We start from the raw sequence: 16,644 nt of genomic DNA on the forward strand, positions 1-16,644 counted from the left end.
GGTATAATCCTATGGCAGAAGAAAAGAAAGAATTTTGGAGATGGCCGGAATCAAGATGGACAAACCCTGAAATCGACTGGAAGAAGGGTAAATATATAACAGCAGGTATTGACGTAGGTTCCGTCAGCACCCAGGGCGTTATCATGGTAGATGGCGAGCTTTATTGCTACGGCAACATGAGAACAGGTTCAAACAGTCCGCACAGCGCAATCAACGTTTTCAACAAGGCAGTTGAAGACACAGACCTTACATTGAAAGACCTTCACTTCACCGTCGGCACAGGTTATGGCCGTGTAAACGTTCCTTTCGGGAACAGGGCAATAACAGAGATTGCTTGCCACGCGAGGGGCGCAAACTGGATGTATGGTCCTGCAGTAAAGACCATTCTCGATATGGGCGGCCAGGACTGTAAGGCCATTAAGGTTGACGAAAAAGGTAAAGTCAACGCCTTCTTGATGAACGATAAGTGCGCAGCAGGTACAGGCCGTGGCATGGAAGTTTTTGCAGACCTCCTCGGTGTACCGATTCAGGATGTTGGCGATATGTCCTTTAAGGTTGCAGAGGAACCATCCCCTGTCAGTTCAACCTGCGTTGTTTTTGCAAAATCAGAAGCAGCAAGCTTGCTCCGTGCAGGCTGGCCGAAAGAGAAAGTGCTCGCAGCATATTGTTCTGCAATGGCACACAGGGTGTTCTCACTCCTCGAAAAGGTCAATGTTGAGAAAGAATTTGCAATTACCGGCGGTATCGCAAAGAACCAGGGCATTGTAAAGAGAATCACGAAAGAGCTCGGTATCGAAGCATGCGACACCAAATGGTATAACAAGGCGTATGCAGAGAAGGGATTCCCCTTTGATACCCAGATTGCCGGTGCAATCGGTGCAGCACTGATTGGAAAGGCCCTTGTCGAAAAGGGAAGCAAATAAATGAAGGCAAACTATGGGTATAAAGATGGCTCAGGCGATTTCTTTATCACCATAGATACGGATTTATGCAACGGTTGCGGGGCATGCATAACAGCTTGCCCTACAACCGTTTTTGCGGTCGGTGAAGACGAGAATGATCCGCTTAATGAAAATCCTGTTGCTGCTGTATCGAAGGAACAGAGAAAGAAAATTAAATATGTTTGCGGACTATGTAAGCCAATACAGAACAGACCGGCAAAACTTCCGTGTCAAGTAGCATGTGAGCCGGGTGCTATAGTGCATCTCTGGTAATATAAAGCAAGTTCATAGTTGTTAGTTCAGAGAACCCCGCTCATGAAGGGCGGGGTTTTTTTGTTTAAGGATCCTTTAAGTTTTAAAACATGAATATAAAGATTAAATATTATTAATATCAGCCACTTGGCGTGTTCCGACCCCATCGAATTCACATTGAAATATTTTTCTTGACAGGTTACGAGAAGAGTGCTACAATTTTTGCATAGTGGAATCTATTTTCACTATGCAAAAATATGGTCTTGGAGATCGGACAGGATGAAAGACAACGATAATCAGCAAAAGCAGAGTTATCTCATTGCTTCCCTGGAGAAGGGTCTTCTGATTCTTGAAATGCTCTCCCGGCACAAAGAGCCTCTCAGTCTCGGAGAATTGGCATCGCTGGCAGGCATGGGGCCGTCCACGGCAACGCGATATGCGGCAACGCTCATGCACTTAGGGTACGTCAGGAGGGACCCCGGTACAAAGCAGTTCAGGCTTACCCCTAAGGTGCTCTCGCTGGGATTTGCGTTGCTCCGTGACATGGACCTGAGAACCCGTGTAGCCTCTCACCTGCTCGATGCGGCCCAACAGTTGAATGTGGGCGCCCAGTGCGCGATTCTGGACGGGACGGAAATTGTCTACATAGAAAGGATTCGCATGAACACTCTTATAGACCTGGACATTCCCGTCGGCTCGCGGCTGCCCGCCTATTGTACCGCCCTTGGAAAGGCGGTACTTGCGTTTATGGATCAGGCTTCGGTTGAGAAGATCATTAATGAGACCAATATGATTGCATACACGCCATACACGGAAACCAACAAGGCTGGTTTTCTGCGGACATTGGATGATACGCGCCGACGTGGATTTGCGATCAACAGGCAAGAGTTGATTCTGGGGAGGGATGCCGTGGCAGCACCGATATTCCGTAACGGAAAAGTGGAAGGTTCGATCGGTTTCTCCTTTCCTTTTGATGAAAACCACAAGGACACCTTTGAGGCAAAACTGGCCCAGGTCTTGATCGATATTTCTAAGAAGGTGTCTTTGGATTGAATATGAATAATGAGAGGCTGGATGTCCGTTAACGTGCCTGCGCAACGTAAAGGTTGCAGGATAGAGAAAGACGTGGGAGGCGTCACACCTTCAACGTAAATACTGTCAAGGAGGTAACAAACAATGAAAAAGAGTTATCTGCTTTTAATCGGTATCGTTATTCTTCTCGCGGCAGTTGGAACAGTTCCCTGCATAGCTGCCCCGGATTTTCCCACCAAACCCATAACCCTCTACGTGGGGTTTCCCCCTGGAGGTGTTGCGGGGAACTCGGCCCGGGCCATAGCACCGGGAGCGCAGGAGGTTTTAAAACAGTCCGTGGTGGTGGAGCATAAACCGGGGGCAGGCGGAACCGTTGCGGCTGATTTTGTAGTCCACTCCAACCCGGACGGATATACCCTCATAAATGCAGGGACGTCCACTCTTGCCTACTCGATGTTTACCGAGGGGGTAAAGTGGGGGCCGAAGGATTTCAGTGTTATTCTTGGATTTACGGCCTTCAACTATGCTTTGGTGGTTCCTGCCAATGCACCATATAAAACCTTCGACGAATGGGTTAAGTATGTGAAGGAGCATCCCGGCTACAAATACGGCACATATGGTCCTCTCAGCACGATGCATGTGCTCATGGAATGGATTGCCAAAGAGATGAATCTCAAGATCATCCCTGTTCACTTCAAGGGTGATGCGCCTGGTATCGCAGCGGTCCTGGGTGGGCACATCCAGGCTTATGCAGCGGCAGGAACCCATGTTGCTCAGGTCAAGGCGGGCAAACTCCGGACAATCCTTCAGGTGTCAGGAGAATCGAAGGATGCAGACCCGAAATCGGTAACCCGTTTTAAGGAAAGATTCCCGAAGGCGCCGCACGAGGTTTTTGTGCTTCCTATAGGCATCTTCGGCCCCAAAGGCATCCCGGGACCTGTTAAGGCCAAGCTGACGGAGGCCTTCAAAAAGGCAGCTAAAACAGAGACCTGTGCGCGGGCGCTCTCCCAGATGGCCATGACCGTCGAGATTGTGGAACCGGATCAATTGGAGAAAGATCTTGTATCGGCCCAGGAGAATCTGGCTAAAATAGTCCGCGATCTGGGGCTAAAAAGGTAGTAGATGAGGCGGAGGTAGCCATGAGAGCAGAATACTTTAGTACGCTGTTTCTTGTTGTCATCTCACTTCTTGTATGTGTGGGTGCCCGAAGGCTCAATATCGGGAGCTTCGGGAGCCCCGGACCCGGCTTCTTCCCGTTTGTGCTGGGCCTTGCGACAGGGGCGCTCTCCCTTGTAATCCTGTTCAAACAGTTGTTTCAAAAGAGGGAGGCTGCTTCGGGCCAGCAGTGCAATCTCTGGACTGTAGGCGGAAGAAGGGTCATATGCGTTCTTGTGGCCCTGGTCGGTTACGGATTACTTCTCCAGAGGATCGGCTATGTGTTCACAACTTGTCTCGTATTTGGTTTTCTGTTGAGAGCGGTTGAACCGCAGAAGTGGACCACAGTGGTGATCGGATCGATCATCGTGGCGGGGGTAAGCTACATTCTTTTCGCCCTGCTTTTGGGCATCTCATTGCCGCAGAGCCGGTTTGGAATATAGGGGAGGGCATCATGGATGTCTTCTCCCATATCGTTTTCGGTCTTCAGGTTGCCTTTAGTCCCATAAATATGGTGGCCTGTTTTGCAGGCGTTGTGCTGGGGACCTTGGTTGGGGTTTTGCCGGGCCTTGGTCCGGTAGCAACCATGTCCATGCTTCTGCCTATTACGTTGAAGATGTCGCCGGTGGCGGCCATTATCATGCTTTCAGGCATCTATTACGGGGCGCAGTATGGGGGTTCAATCACATCTATTCTGGTCAATATTCCGGGAGAGGCCACAACAGTAGTTACCTGCCTTGATGGATACAAGATGGCTCAGAAAGGACGTGCCGGCCCGGCCTTGGGTATCTCGGCTATAGGCTCTTTCATAGGTGGAACTCTCAGCCTCATCGGCGTTATGTTCCTCGCTGTACCCCTGGCCTCTTTTGCCCTCAAATTCGGTCCCCCAGAGTTTTTTGCCGTCGGCTTTTTGGCTCTTACGGTGGTAACCGGCCTTGCATCAAAATCAACGCTGAACGGGCTCGTGATGGCGATGTTGGGCATGCTTATAGGCACCATCGGCATGGATCTGGGTACAGGCGTTTCGAGATTTACCTTCGGGATTCAGACTCTTGCGGACGGCATCGGATTGGTCCCCGTCATTATGGGTCTTTTCGGCATAGGAGAGATTCTGCTTAACGTCGAGAGGCTTGTCAGTATAGATGTGAAGGACACAAAAGTAGGGAATATCTGGCCTACCGTCAAAGACTGGGTCCAAAGCCGATGGCCGATCCTTCGGGGCACGGTCGTCGGCTTTATCCTGGGTCTCGTTCCCGGGGGTGGGGCCATTATCTCGCCCTTCGTTTCATATGCGTTAGAGAAGAAGTTGTCGAAACACCCGGAGCGGTTCGGGACAGGCACTATTGAGGGTGTGGCCGGGCCCGAAACGGCCAACAATGCGTCTGCTCAGGCTTCGTTTATCCCGCTACTCTCTCTTGGAATTCCTTCGAACGTTGTTACAGCGGTTCTTTTGGGTGCCTTGATGATATATGGTGTGGAGCCGGGTCCGCTTCTCATATCGAATCACCCGGAAATGTTCTGGGGCGTCATCACAAGTATGTATCTGGGGAACGTGATGCTCCTGGTCCTGAACATGCCGCTTATCGGTCTCTGGGTGCAGATTCTGAAGGTGCCTTACAGGTTTCTTTTCCCCTTGATCCTGCTCTTTTGTCTCATCGGGGTTTACAGTGTGAGTGGCAGTGTTGTGGAGATCTGGATCATGGCTTTTTTTGGTCTCGTCGGTTATCTAATGAATAAATTCGGCTATGAACCGGCGCCCTTCGTAATGGGGCTGGTGCTTTCTCCACTTATGGAGGACTCCTTCAGACAGAGTCTCGTGCTTTCCGAAGGCAGTTTTGCAATATTCTTTACGAGACCTTTATCAGGCGTCCTGATGTTCCTCGGGATCGCCATCCTTATGAGTTACTGTGTCCCGTTCCTTAAGGGGCAGATCGGGCGTATGAAGGAAAACGTGGGAGAGTGAATTTAAAACAATGGGAGGAAACATGATTACGTTGATTAGAAATGTACAGGTCTTTGCCCCGGAGGATCGCGGCGCTCAAGATGTTGTTATTCTTGGGGACCGAATCGTAGCAATTGGCGGAGATTTGACGAAGTGGACGGAGGTTTCGGAGTCTCAGGTTATCGAAGGAAAGGGGCGTTACCTTGTTCCCGGATTCATCGATCAACATGTGCATCTTCTCGGCGGCGGCGGCGCTGCGGGCTTCGGGAGCCGGGGGCCTGAGACCGCCTTCAGCGAAGCGGTGCTGGCAGGAACCACCACTGTCGTTGGGTGTGTAGGGGTGGATCAGGAGGGTCGGGACTTAAAAGAACTTTATGCAAAGACAAAAAGCCTCGAAGTACGCGGTCTTACCGCTCGTATGTATACAGGCGGGTTCGACATGCGGATCACACTGACCGGCAGTTTGAAGTCCGACCTTTTTCTCATTGATAACGTCATAGGGTCAAAGGTTGCCGTGTCGGACAGGAGATCGGTCCAGCCTACCCATGACGAACTGAAAAGGGTCTTTGCGGAAACGATAGTGGGGGGTCTCTCCGCCAACAAGGCGGGAGTGGTCCATATACACATGGGGGACCAGAAAACAGGTCTTACGCCGGTTATGCGGGCGTGGCAGGAAGTCGAAATGCCGATCAGAAAGATTGTTCCCACCCACCTGAACAGGAATGCCATTCTCATGGAGCAGGGGCTTGACTGGGCCATGTCAGGCGGTCTCGTCGATTTCACGCCTTCCATTACACCGGGCGATTTCAAAGAGGCGAAGAGGGCGAGCGAGGCTGTAGGAATCTATTTATCAAAAGGGGTTCCCATCGATCAGATCACATTGAGTACCGATGCGAATGGCGTATTTACAATTCACGGCTTCGATAAGATGTTCAGGGTGCCTATGACCCTGCTTCAACAGGAATTCCAGGACCTGGTTCTTGTCAGGAAGCTGAGCATGACGGATGCACTGAGGTGCGTATCCACGAATGTGGCGGACATCCTCAGACTCAGTCAGAAGGGTCGGATCGCGGAAGGGGCTGATGCGGACATGCTTTTGCTCGATCCGGAGACCCTGGACGTGGATGTCGTCATGGCCCGGGGTATTGTGGTCGTGGACGAGAAAAAGTTTATATCGAGGCAGAAGCTGGATGTATGAACCGGCAGGCCAGGTAAAAGCGGCTGCAAATGAAGGCAGCAAATAATTAGTCAGGAGGACATTATGCAAGAGTTTAAGGGTATTTTTACAATTCTTCCGCTTCCATTTACGGAAGACTATAAGATCAACGAAGAGGAGCTCTATCGTGCGGTAGATTGGGCGGTCAAAGCGGGAAGCCAGGGGATAATCGCCACCGGGTCGGCAGCGGAGTTTTCACATCTGACCCGTGATGAGAGAAGGTGGCTCATGGAGAGCACCTTGAAGCAGATCAGGAAGCACGACGGTATAAAGGCAATGGCCATGACTGCTGCTGCTGCCACCTTTGAAACCATCGAGTACACCGCATATGCAAAGGATCTTGGGTACGATGCAGCCCTGATTGTGCCCCCGTACTATTGGAAGGTCAATGAGTCGGAGGTTTTCCGGCATTACAAGATGATCTCCGAAGCGGTAGATATACCGGTTGTCATCTACCACAACGTTACGACCTCGAAATTCAGCATTTCCGTCGATTTCGCGGAGCGTCTCTCTACAATCCCCAATATCGCGGGAATCAAAGAGATGAGCACAGACCTCACATTTCTGCAATCCCTGTATGAGAGGCTTGGTGCAAAACTGAACATTCTCCAGACCTTTCGGGCCTATTTGTACGCCCTGTTGCTCGGGGCCTCGGGAGGGGCGATCACGGCCTTTGCCCTGCCGGCTTGCGTCCGTATCACGGAACTCTTGAAGGAGGGAAACATACCTCAAGCCGTGAAGGTCCAGCAGATTCTCAACGGACTCTTCAAAGGCTCAGGGGAAAGCTCAGGGGTACTGGGCAAACTGAAGGTGGCTACCGGAATAGCGAGCGGCCTTAACTTCGGTCCCCCGCGACCGCCCTACAACGCGCCATCAGCCCAGGATGTTGAAACCCTGCGGGCGACGTATGACAGGCTTAACGAGGCTATGAAATAGTTGAGCGCTGAGGTGAGAAGACAGGGGTGAGAACCCCTGAAAGGTGAACGTATGTCTAAGCAAAAGGAACGAGGGAAAGTGTGTGTTGATTTTTCCGACCTGGATTGGCGGGGGGCACATGCATTATTGACGAGTCTTGTGGTCCCGCGCCCGATTGCACTTGTCTCGACCGTGGGCAAAACCGGAGGGTTTAACGTGGCGCCCTTCAGCTTCTATGGCGCGATGGGCTGCAAGCCCGCCTTGGTTTACATCGGAATTGGGGCGAGGAGAAGAAAGCGGGAGCGGAAGGATACTATTCGAAACATCAAATCTACGAGGGAGTTCGTCATCAGTGCGGTTGATGATAGCCTCACAGACAAGATGAACCAATGCGGTGCAGACTATCCCTACGGCGTTTCCGAGTTCGAGGAAGTGGGGCTGACTCCCGTAAAGGCCGACCTGGTGGCAGCCCCCATGGTTCTGGAATCACCAATCAACATGGAATGCAAGGTACTCAGGATAATGACCTTTGGAAAGTTTCCCGACTCCGTCGACGTGGTGATCGGGGAACTGCTCCGGGTCCACATAGAGCGTGACCTATTAAAAGACGGTGTTGTGGACAGTCGCAAACTGAAGACAATTGCCCGTCTCGGGGAGGGATTTTATTGCACCACAGAGCACGTTTTTGAGCTTAAGGAACCCGACGGAACCCTGGGTTGACCATGAGAAGTGTGACGAAGCATGATAAATGAGAGGAGGAGTAATGGCCTTGTTGGAAGAAGTAAACAAACATTACGGTAAGTTGAAATTATTCATAGACGGTAGATGGGTGGAGCCGGAGACCGGCAAATATTTCGAAACCACCAACCCCGCAACCGGAGAGGTAATAGCGGAAGCCCCCGTGGCATCCCCAGGTGAGGTCGATAAGACCATCGCTTCAGCCCAGGAGGCTTTTAAGAAGTGGAGAAACGTACCTTTCAGGGACAGGGTGAAGCTCGTCTTCAACCTCAGGGACACCTTCGGCAGACACCACGAAGAACTCGCCAGGATCCTCGTCCAGGACCACGGATGTGCCATAGACGAGGGCAGGGGGACCATATCACGGTGCATGGAGAATATTGAAGCCGCAGGGAGCGCCATGTACAGCCTCTTCAAGGGCGAACACGTGGATCAGCTCGCCAACGGCATCGACTGCTACCTGATACGGGAGCCGATGGGCGTATTCATGATCATTACACCGGGAAACATCCCCATGCACGCATGGTCGTCCTTCGTCCCTTACGCCCTGGCCTGCGGGTGCACGGTTATCGTAAAACCGAGCCGCCAGTGTCCCGTATCGGCAGATGCCATGTTCAAGATGCTCGATGAGACGGGTTTTCCTCCTGGTGTCGCTAACCTGCTCCACATGGGACCGGAGAGAGAGCTCAATAAGCGTATCATATCTGATCCGAGGGTCAAAGGTGTGGGCCTCATCGGATCGACCAGGGTAAGTAAGGAACTTTTTGAATTGTGCGGAAAATATGGCAAGAGGTCCTCTCTTAACGGCAACGGCAAGAACTACATCGTGATCATGCCTGACAGCAGTCTGGATAATGCAGTGCAGTATATACTCCGCGGGTGCTTCGGCATGACCGGTCAGCGTTGCCTCGGATCGGACAACGTGGCGGTCATAGGGGACAACGCTCGATACGAAGAACTGAAAGAGAAACTGATCATAGCTTCAAAGGCAATGAAGATGGGCTATGGTCTCGATGAGACCGTTGAGCTTGGCCCCCTGACCACCGACAACGGGAAAAGGCAGGTGCTTGATTTTATTGAGTCCGGCCTTAAGGCTGGTGCGAAACTCCTCCTTGACGGACGGGAGGCAAAGGTTCCCGGATATGAGAAGGGCTATTTCGTTGGTCCCACAGTCTTCGAAGGGGTAACCCCTGACATGTATATTGCCCGGGAAGAGGCCTTTGGTCCCATGTGCAACCTTATAAGGGCTACGGACCTTGATCAGGCGATAGGATGGATCAACGGGACGAACTACGGCCACTCTGCCTGCATTGTGACAGAGAGCGGAAAAGCTGCCCGTAAGTTCATCAGGGAGTGTGAAGTGGGCAACATAGGGGTAAATGCCGGTATCCCGCAGCCCTATGCCTTCTTCGGCCTTGGCTCAAAAAAGGATTCCTTCTTCGGCAACTCGAAATCGAGGATGGATTCGGTGAAGCTGTTCCTCGATGAGAAGACAGTGACGGTGAGGTGGGTGTGAGCGCCCATTTCGCATCCCTTCGGTCTTGGCAGCCCGTTTCATAAATACGACGACGCGCGGGTAGTTGTCCCGAAAATCCCTCCCGAGGACCCTTGGAAGGGGTGGTGTCTTCATTACATTCTCAAGTTATTTTGTGTGGGCTCCCTGTAGTCGCTGTTCTTGCCATATTTTCTTACTTTTATAGCGTGGGAGTCGTTAACCATGACACCGGCTACGTTAGCTTCCCGAAACAACCGCAGACAGCCTTTTAAATTTCATGGCAGCTTTCAAACGGTAATGAATGACCAGAAATAGGGAATTTTTCTTAACCTCATAAGGACATTATGCGATAACGATAATGAAGCACACATATGCTGTATCGACCCTGCATCTAATTGGCGGAGACAACAATGCTGCACATAGATATCTATATTGACACCCCAACATATCTATTATAACATTCTTAACGTTCTGATATCTCGGCACTATTTATCACTATAAGGAGACCAGATGAAAGATCTATCCAGGACAAATCAGGAATTAATCGAAGAGATATCCTTATTAAAACAGAGAATCCAGGAACTCGAACAATCGGAACCAGAACGCAAGCGCGCCGAGGAGGCTTTGCGGGAGAGCGAAGACAAGTTTCGAAGCCTTGTTGAGCGATCTAATGTGAGTGTTTACCTTATACAGGATGGAGTGTTCAGGTATTCCAATGCATGCTTTGCCGAAATGCTGGGATATACCGTCGAAGAGATGATCGACAAGATAACCCCGGAGGATATAGTCTTCCCCGAGGACTATCGAAGTTTCTCGGCGGAGAATATACGGAAGAGACTGGCCGGGGAGGTTGAATCCATCCGTTACGAGGTAAGGCTCGTAACAAAGAATGGTGAAATCAGATACGTTGAGGCCCATGGTTCCCGTACCGCCTATCAAGGGCGACCTGCTGTGATTGGGACCATAGTGGACATCACAGATCGCAAACATGCCGAGGAGACGCTCTATGAAAGCGAGCAACAGTACAAGACGGTATTTAAAAACACCGGTGCAGCCACCGTTATTATCGAGGCAGACACCATAATCAGCCTTTGTAACGCTGAGTTTGAACGTCTTTCCGGATATACCAGAAATGAAATCGAGGGTAAGAAAAGCTGGACCGAATTCGTGGTCAGGGAAGACCTGGAGCGTATGGTTACCCAGCACCGCATGCGAAGGGAGAACCATGACCAGGCCCTGCAGAGGTATGAATTCCGGTTTGTTCCACGGACCGGAGAGATACGCAACATCTATCTTGTTATCGACACCATTTATGGCACAGAGAAGAGTGTGGCCTCCTTAATAGATATCACCGACCGCAAGCAGGCCGAGGAGGAACTGCGGGAGAGCGAGGATAAATACCGTACATTGATTGAAACAACCGACACAGGCTTTGTTATTATTGATAAGGATGGCTTAGTGCTTGATGCAAATCTCGAATATGTGCGTCTTACCGGACACCATGATTTGAGCGAAATAGTCGGCAGAAGCGTCATAGAATGGACTGCCGATTATGAAAAAGGAAAAAATGCAGCGGCAATCAAAACCGCCTTTGAGAAAGGATACATAAGAAACCTGGAAGTTGACTACGTGGATTCAAAAGGCAACATTACCCCCATTGAGATCAATGCAACATCCATGGAAATAGAGGGAAAAATACAAACTATAACGATATGTCGCGACATCACCGACCGTAAGCGGGTAGATGAAGCTCTCCGGGAAAGCGAATCAAAGTTTCGCGCTCTTGCCGAAAACAGCCCCGCGGTGATTTTTGTTATTCAAGGAGAAAAGTACATTTACACAAACCCTGCTTTCACTGCAATAACAGGATATACCCCAGAGGATCTCTCTTCAATGAATTTCTGGGATTTGATCTCCCCTGACATGCGTGAATTGGTAATGACAAGGGGTATTGCACGTCAAAAAATGGAAGATATTCCTCCACGATATGATTTGAAGTTTATCACGAAATCCGGCGAGGAAAGGTACGGTAACTTCAGTGCGGCGTTCATTGAATTTCAACATAGGCCGGCAATATTAGGATCCGTGTTGGATATAACGGAGCGTAAAAGAATGGAGGAAGCATTAAAAGATAGTGAGGAAAAGTACCGGAATATCTTTGAAAATGCTGTAGAAGGAATATACCAGTCAACCCCCGGGGGTCGATTTATCAGTGTCAATCCGGCAATGGCAAGAATGTGTGGTTATACATCACCAGAAGACATGATCACAAAAATTACCGACATAGCACAACAACACTATGTCAATCCACAAGAACGGGAAATATTCAAGGAAATCATGACAAGACATGGAACCTCAGATAATTTTGAGCACCAAATATATTGCAAGGATGGTATTCTTATTTGGGTCTCAACGAATTCGAGGGTTGTTCGGGACACAGAGGGCGCTATACTCTATTATGAAGGTACCTATGAGAACATTACCGAGAGAAGGCTGGCAGACAAGCAACTACGAAGCGAAAGAGAGACCTTTTTCTCAATTCTCCATAATGCGCCGTACGGGATATTTGTGAACGATCCCAATGGAGGGCTTCTCCTCGTTAACTCTGAGGCAAGCAATATTACGGGTTACGCGAAAGAAGACATACCAACGGGGAAAGTTTTGTTCAACAAAATGTATCCTGATCCTGAGTATAGAAAAAACATCATACGGACATGGATAAAAGACGTTTCAACCAAGAGCATTGACAGGACGTTCAGCGTTCATTGCAAGGATGGAGCCGTAAAGGATTTAGAGTTCAGGACCTTTCGACTGCCTGATGGCAAAGCGGTCACCATGTTTTCTGATATCACCGACCGAAAAAGGGCTGAAGAAGAAAAAAGAAATCTCCAGTCCCAGCTTATCCAGTCTCAGAAGATGGAGGCTGTTGGAACGCTGGCAGGCGGTATCGCCCATGACTTCAATAATATCCTCACTGCCCTGATGGGGTATGCCACCCTCATGCAGATGAAGATGGATAAGGAAAACCCCTTGCGGCCATATGTGGATCAGATACTCTCCGCTTCCCAGAAGGCAGCCGATCTGACCCAGAGCCTTTTGGCTTTCAGCAGGCAGCAACCCGTCACGCTTGTCCCTCTGGATATAAACAATACAATTAAAGTGACAAAGAAATTACTTAAGAGGGTCCTCACCGAGGATATTGAGCTACGCACATCCCTTACGCATGACGATACGATCGTCATGGCCGATAAGTCGCAGATGGATCAGATCCTCTTCAACCTTGTCGCCAACGCAAGAGATGCCATGCCGAAAGGAGGGAAGCTTACCATAGAGACCTCTATTGCCACTGTAGATAATACGTTTATAGTGATGCATGGGTTCGGAGAACCGGGAAGGTATGTACTGATAAACGTCTCCGATACGGGCATGGGTATGGATGAGGCAACAAAGGAGAAGATATTTGACCCCTTCTTTACCACCAAAGAAGTAGGGAAAGGGACAGGGCTCGGCCTTGCTACTGTCTATGGTATCGTAAAGCAGCACAACGGATATATCACCGTAGACAGCACACCCAACCAGGGTAGCACCTTTCGCATCTATCTCCCTGCAGTAAAGATGATGGTTGATGAGACACAAGACATGACAACCCCCGTCACAAAGGGGAAAGAGATAATCCTTATCGCCGAAGACAATGAAGAGGTAAGGCGCTTTATGCGGGAAGCACTCCAACAATATGGCTATACAATAATTGAAGCCTCAGATGGTGAAGATGCGGTAGATAAATTCAAACAGCACCGGGACATAGACCTCATCGTCGTTGACTCCGTGATGCCGAAAAAGAACGGACGGGAGGTCTACGAGGAGATACGCGGGATAAACCCTCATATCAAGGTGCTCTTTATGAGCGGGTATACGAAGGACGTCGTCCTCAATAAAGGGATTGAGGATAAGGAGTTCGACTTTATTGCCAAACCATTGTCACTCAACAGGCTTCTCCAGAAGGTCCGTGAGGTGCTGGACAGGTAGGTATCATATACATAAATCCATCGGAACCCTGTATCGGTACAATATTCACCAGCAATACCCCTATGAATGTCTCTATCCTTATTAACTGAAGCCGAGCATTGTCATTATTTCCAACATACGGCATTTCATTGGCTATCTCCACAAAGGCAGAATAAATTCCATAGCCAACGGCACGAAAAATTCCATAGCAGGAATGCAATAAATGAGATGGTGCCCGTAATCGTCTGCGATAAAGCGCTGTTTGGGCAACGAGCCGTCGATGGCTTACCCCTGCCTTACCGCCATCTTATCGCTTGCAATTTTCAAATCCAGTGTTGTATCATTCGAATAATGGCAGCGTTCATTATTATCTCATTTGCACTTACCCAAAGCCTATGTTTCAGATGCCAGAAAATAGGGATAAAAAGTGAGTAAGAAACCCGAAAAAGAAAAATCCCCGATACAAGAGGTCGCGAAACCGCACAAGCTTGCGGTGGAGGCGCTGCAGAAAAGCGAGGAGAAATACCGGACCCTCTTCGAGGAGTCCTTCGACGGACTTTTCATCACCTCCCCCGGAGGGAAAATCCTCGATATGAACAAGAAGGGTGTCACAATGTTCGGTTATGACACAAAAGAGGAGATACTGAGTCTCGACTTAGAAAAGGATGTTTATGCAAATCCGTCGGACAGAAAGCGGATACTTTCATTGTTAAACGCACAGGGCACCGCCGAATATGAGGTTGTGGTCAAGAAGAAGAACGGCGAAACGATGGTAACACATTGCTCACTAACCGCTGTGAAGGACGAAAGGGGAGGGGTTACTTCATACCGGGGCATAATCCGCGACATCACCGAACGTAAACAGGCAGAGGAGGAAAGGAAAGCACACATTCGTTTTCTGGAAAGCTTGGCGCGGATTGATCAGGCGATCAAGCATGAGACGGATGTTGAGCAAATGCTGTGGAATATAATCAAGACGGTGTTTTCGATTTTCGACTGTGACCGTGCCTGGCTCCTCTATCCGTGCGACCCGGATGCGCCGTCGTTTCGCGTATCCGTGGAAATCAGCAGGCCTGAGTATCCAGGCGCCAAGGTCTTGAATGTGGACGTGCCGATGTCCCCCGGCGAAGCCCGGAATATGCGGGAAGCTCTGGAGTCTGATGACCCGGTGACTTACACCGCCGGGACGGAAAGGCCAATATCGACTGCCAAGCAATTTGGCGTTCAGTCCCAGATGTTTGTTCCTCTTTATCCCAAGTTGGGTAAGCCCTGGGTGTTCGGTATGCACCAGTGTTCGTATCCTCGCATCTGGACAAAGGAAGAACAAAATCTTTTTAAGGAGATTGGCCGCCGGATTTCCGACGGACTCAGTAGTGTCCTCTATCTTCATGAACTGCAAGACAGCGAGGAACGGTACAGGAACGTGTTTGAACATCACACCGCTGTTAAGTTTCTCATCGATCCGGATACCGGCAGCATCATCGAAGCGAATGAAGCGGCCGTAAATTATTACGGATGGTCGCACGAACGGCTCAAGCAGATGAAGATTCAGGAGATCAACACGCTTCCGCCCGAAGACATCAAAAAGGAGATGGAAGAGGCCCGCACCAGGAAACGGACCCATTTTGAATTCCGCCATCGACGGGCTGATGGGTCGATTCGGGATGTGGAGGTGTTCAGCAGCATTATCGAAACAAAAGGAAAAGGTCTCCTCCACTCCATCATTCATGACATCACCGAGCGCAAGCGGGCGGAGGAAGCGCTGCATGAGGCAAATGCGTACAACCGGAGTCTGATTGAAACCAGCCTTGATCCGCTGGTGACCATTGGGCCGGATGGCAGGATCATGGACGTGAGTGCAGCGACGGAAGCGGTGACAGGGTATACCCGTACGGAACTGATCGGCAAAGACTTTTCCGATTATTTCACCGAGCCGGAGAAAGCACGTGCGGGATATGGAAAAGTATTCCGAGAAGGTTCCTTGCGGGACTATCCATTGGAGATTCGACATCGGGACGGGCATGTGACCTCGGTGCTGTACAACGCCTCCGTGTATCGGAATGACGCTGGGGACGTCGTGGGAGTCTTTGCGGCGGCGCGCGACATCACCGACAGCAAGCGGGTAGAGGAAGCCCTGAAGTTAAGCGAAGCCAAATACCGCTCCATCTTCGAAAACGCTGTAGAAGGCATCTTCCAGACTGCCCCGGAAGGACAATTCATAACCGTCAATCCTGCACTGGCACGTATGCATGGGTTTGCATCCCCGGAAGAGATGATAGCGGGTATTGCCGATATCGGTAAGCAAATATATGTAAATCGTGAAGACAGAGAACAGTATCGCACGATCCTCGAAGAAAAAGGGGAAGTAAATAACTTTGAGGCACTGGTATACCGGAAAGACGGAAACACCGTGTGGACATCAGCCGATGCTCATGCGGTTAAGGATGCTGACGGGAATATTACCCGATTCGAGGGTACAGTGGAGGACATCACCCCCCGTAAACTTGCCGAGGAAGAGCTGAAACAGACCCTGGAGAAACTCAGAAAATCCTTAGTCGGCACTATCCAGGTAATATCTTTAACGGTTGAGACACGAGACCCTTATACCGCAGGTCATCAGAGGAAGGTATCAAACCTTGCACGGGTAATCGCTCAGGAAATGGACCTTCCCAATGATACAGTTGATACTATCCGCATGGCAGGCATTATCCATGATATAGGTAAGATATCAGTCCCTGCCGAGATATTGAGCAAACCTACAAAGCTCACCGACATAGAAATGAGCCTCATCAAGGCCCACTCTCAGACAGGATACGACATACTGAAAGATGTAGGATTGCCCTATCCCATAGCAGAGATAGTCCTCCAACACCATGAACGGTTAGACGGTTCAGGTTACCCCCAGGGTCTCAAAAATGGCGAGATACTCCTTGAAGCACAAATCATTGCTGTA

The 16,644-nt window shown here is 50.0% G+C and carries 12 protein-coding genes; all 12 read left to right on the forward strand.

The window, feature by feature from the left end:
* The first annotated feature begins 11 nt into the window (after positions 1-11).
* Positions 12-923 carry a benzoyl-CoA reductase, bzd-type, subunit Q gene (gene bzdQ, locus NTX75_13460; protein ID MCX5817222.1) on the forward strand — a complete coding sequence of 304 codons (912 nt, stop codon included), beginning with the start codon at positions 12-14 and terminating at the stop codon, positions 921-923.
* Positions 924-1,214 (forward strand): 4Fe-4S binding protein, encoded by a 291-nt coding sequence (locus NTX75_13465; protein MCX5817223.1) that lies wholly within the window; start codon positions 924-926, stop codon positions 1,212-1,214.
* 258 nt (positions 1,215-1,472) lie between these two features.
* Positions 1,473-2,246, forward strand: a complete 774-nt coding sequence (locus tag NTX75_13470; GenBank protein MCX5817224.1) for an IclR family transcriptional regulator — start codon at positions 1,473-1,475, stop codon at positions 2,244-2,246.
* 123 nt (positions 2,247-2,369) lie between these two features.
* Complete coding sequence (locus NTX75_13475) at positions 2,370-3,344, forward strand: tripartite tricarboxylate transporter substrate binding protein (protein MCX5817225.1); 975 nt, start codon at positions 2,370-2,372, stop codon at positions 3,342-3,344.
* Between the two features lie 20 nt (positions 3,345-3,364).
* Positions 3,365-3,823 carry a tripartite tricarboxylate transporter TctB family protein gene (locus tag NTX75_13480; protein MCX5817226.1) on the forward strand — a complete coding sequence of 153 codons (459 nt, stop codon included), beginning with the start codon at positions 3,365-3,367 and terminating at the stop codon, positions 3,821-3,823.
* An 11-nt stretch (positions 3,824-3,834) separates the two neighbouring features.
* A complete protein-coding gene (locus NTX75_13485) occupies positions 3,835-5,343 on the forward strand; it encodes a tripartite tricarboxylate transporter permease (GenBank protein MCX5817227.1) in 1,509 nt (502 codons plus the stop codon).
* A 22-nt stretch (positions 5,344-5,365) separates the two neighbouring features.
* Complete coding sequence (gene iadA / locus NTX75_13490; protein MCX5817228.1) at positions 5,366-6,520, forward strand: beta-aspartyl-peptidase; 1,155 nt, start codon at positions 5,366-5,368, stop codon at positions 6,518-6,520.
* Between the two features lie 63 nt (positions 6,521-6,583).
* A complete protein-coding gene (locus tag NTX75_13495) occupies positions 6,584-7,474 on the forward strand; it encodes a dihydrodipicolinate synthase family protein (protein MCX5817229.1) in 891 nt (296 codons plus the stop codon).
* Between the two features lie 51 nt (positions 7,475-7,525).
* Positions 7,526-8,173: a flavin reductase family protein gene (locus tag NTX75_13500; GenBank protein ID MCX5817230.1), complete on the forward strand. Its 648-nt coding sequence runs from the start codon at positions 7,526-7,528 to the stop codon at positions 8,171-8,173.
* A 43-nt stretch (positions 8,174-8,216) separates the two neighbouring features.
* Entirely contained in the window at positions 8,217-9,707 is a 1,491-nt protein-coding gene (locus NTX75_13505) for an aldehyde dehydrogenase family protein (GenBank protein MCX5817231.1), read from the forward strand.
* A 489-nt stretch (positions 9,708-10,196) separates the two neighbouring features.
* On the forward strand, positions 10,197-13,712 hold the full coding sequence (locus NTX75_13510) for a PAS domain S-box protein (protein MCX5817232.1): 3,516 nt from the start codon (positions 10,197-10,199) through the stop codon (positions 13,710-13,712).
* 406 nt (positions 13,713-14,118) lie between these two features.
* Positions 14,119-16,644, forward strand: a 2,526-nt coding sequence (locus NTX75_13515) for a PAS domain S-box protein (protein MCX5817233.1), incomplete at its 3' end; no start/stop codon positions are given.

This window comes from Pseudomonadota bacterium (genome assembly GCA_026388315.1).
Taxonomy (GTDB): domain Bacteria; phylum Desulfobacterota; class Syntrophorhabdia; order Syntrophorhabdales; family Syntrophorhabdaceae; genus MWEV01.